Origin of the sequence: Marinobacter iranensis (assembly GCF_029207565.1) — a bacterium.
GTDB classification, from domain to species: Bacteria; Pseudomonadota; Gammaproteobacteria; order Pseudomonadales; family Oleiphilaceae; genus Marinobacter; species Marinobacter iranensis.
Window position 1 is genome coordinate 1 of record NZ_JANCMW010000083.1, and the last position, 281, is coordinate 281.

At 62.3% G+C, this 281-nt stretch carries 1 protein-coding gene; it reads right to left on the reverse strand.

The window, feature by feature from the left end; genetic code table 11:
• Positions 1-187 (reverse strand): hypothetical protein (locus tag NLU14_RS21535; protein WP_275710476.1); only part of this gene is annotated, 187 nt, incomplete at its 3' end.
• Positions 188-281: the final 94 nt, after the last annotated feature.

Below are 281 nucleotides of genomic sequence, written 5' to 3' on the forward strand. Positions count from 1 at the left end.
TAGGCGCCGCATAATGGGGTGCGAACACCCGATCCGCCAGACGTACGTCTGCCAGGTCACGACGAACGGCATCGACCCTGGGATCGATGGGAACCGAACGGCCCTTCAGCGAGAAACGCTTACGCGCTGGCCCTGCGGGCGACTGGCTCGATGTGCTGGCCAGTGAGGAAATGCCCGAATTCTGCAAGAAACTCTGCCCCTTCCGCGGTCTTTGCGACGAAGATGTTCCGCTTGTCGGTATCGTCGCGTTGACGGCGCAGATAGCCGAGCGTGCCCAGACG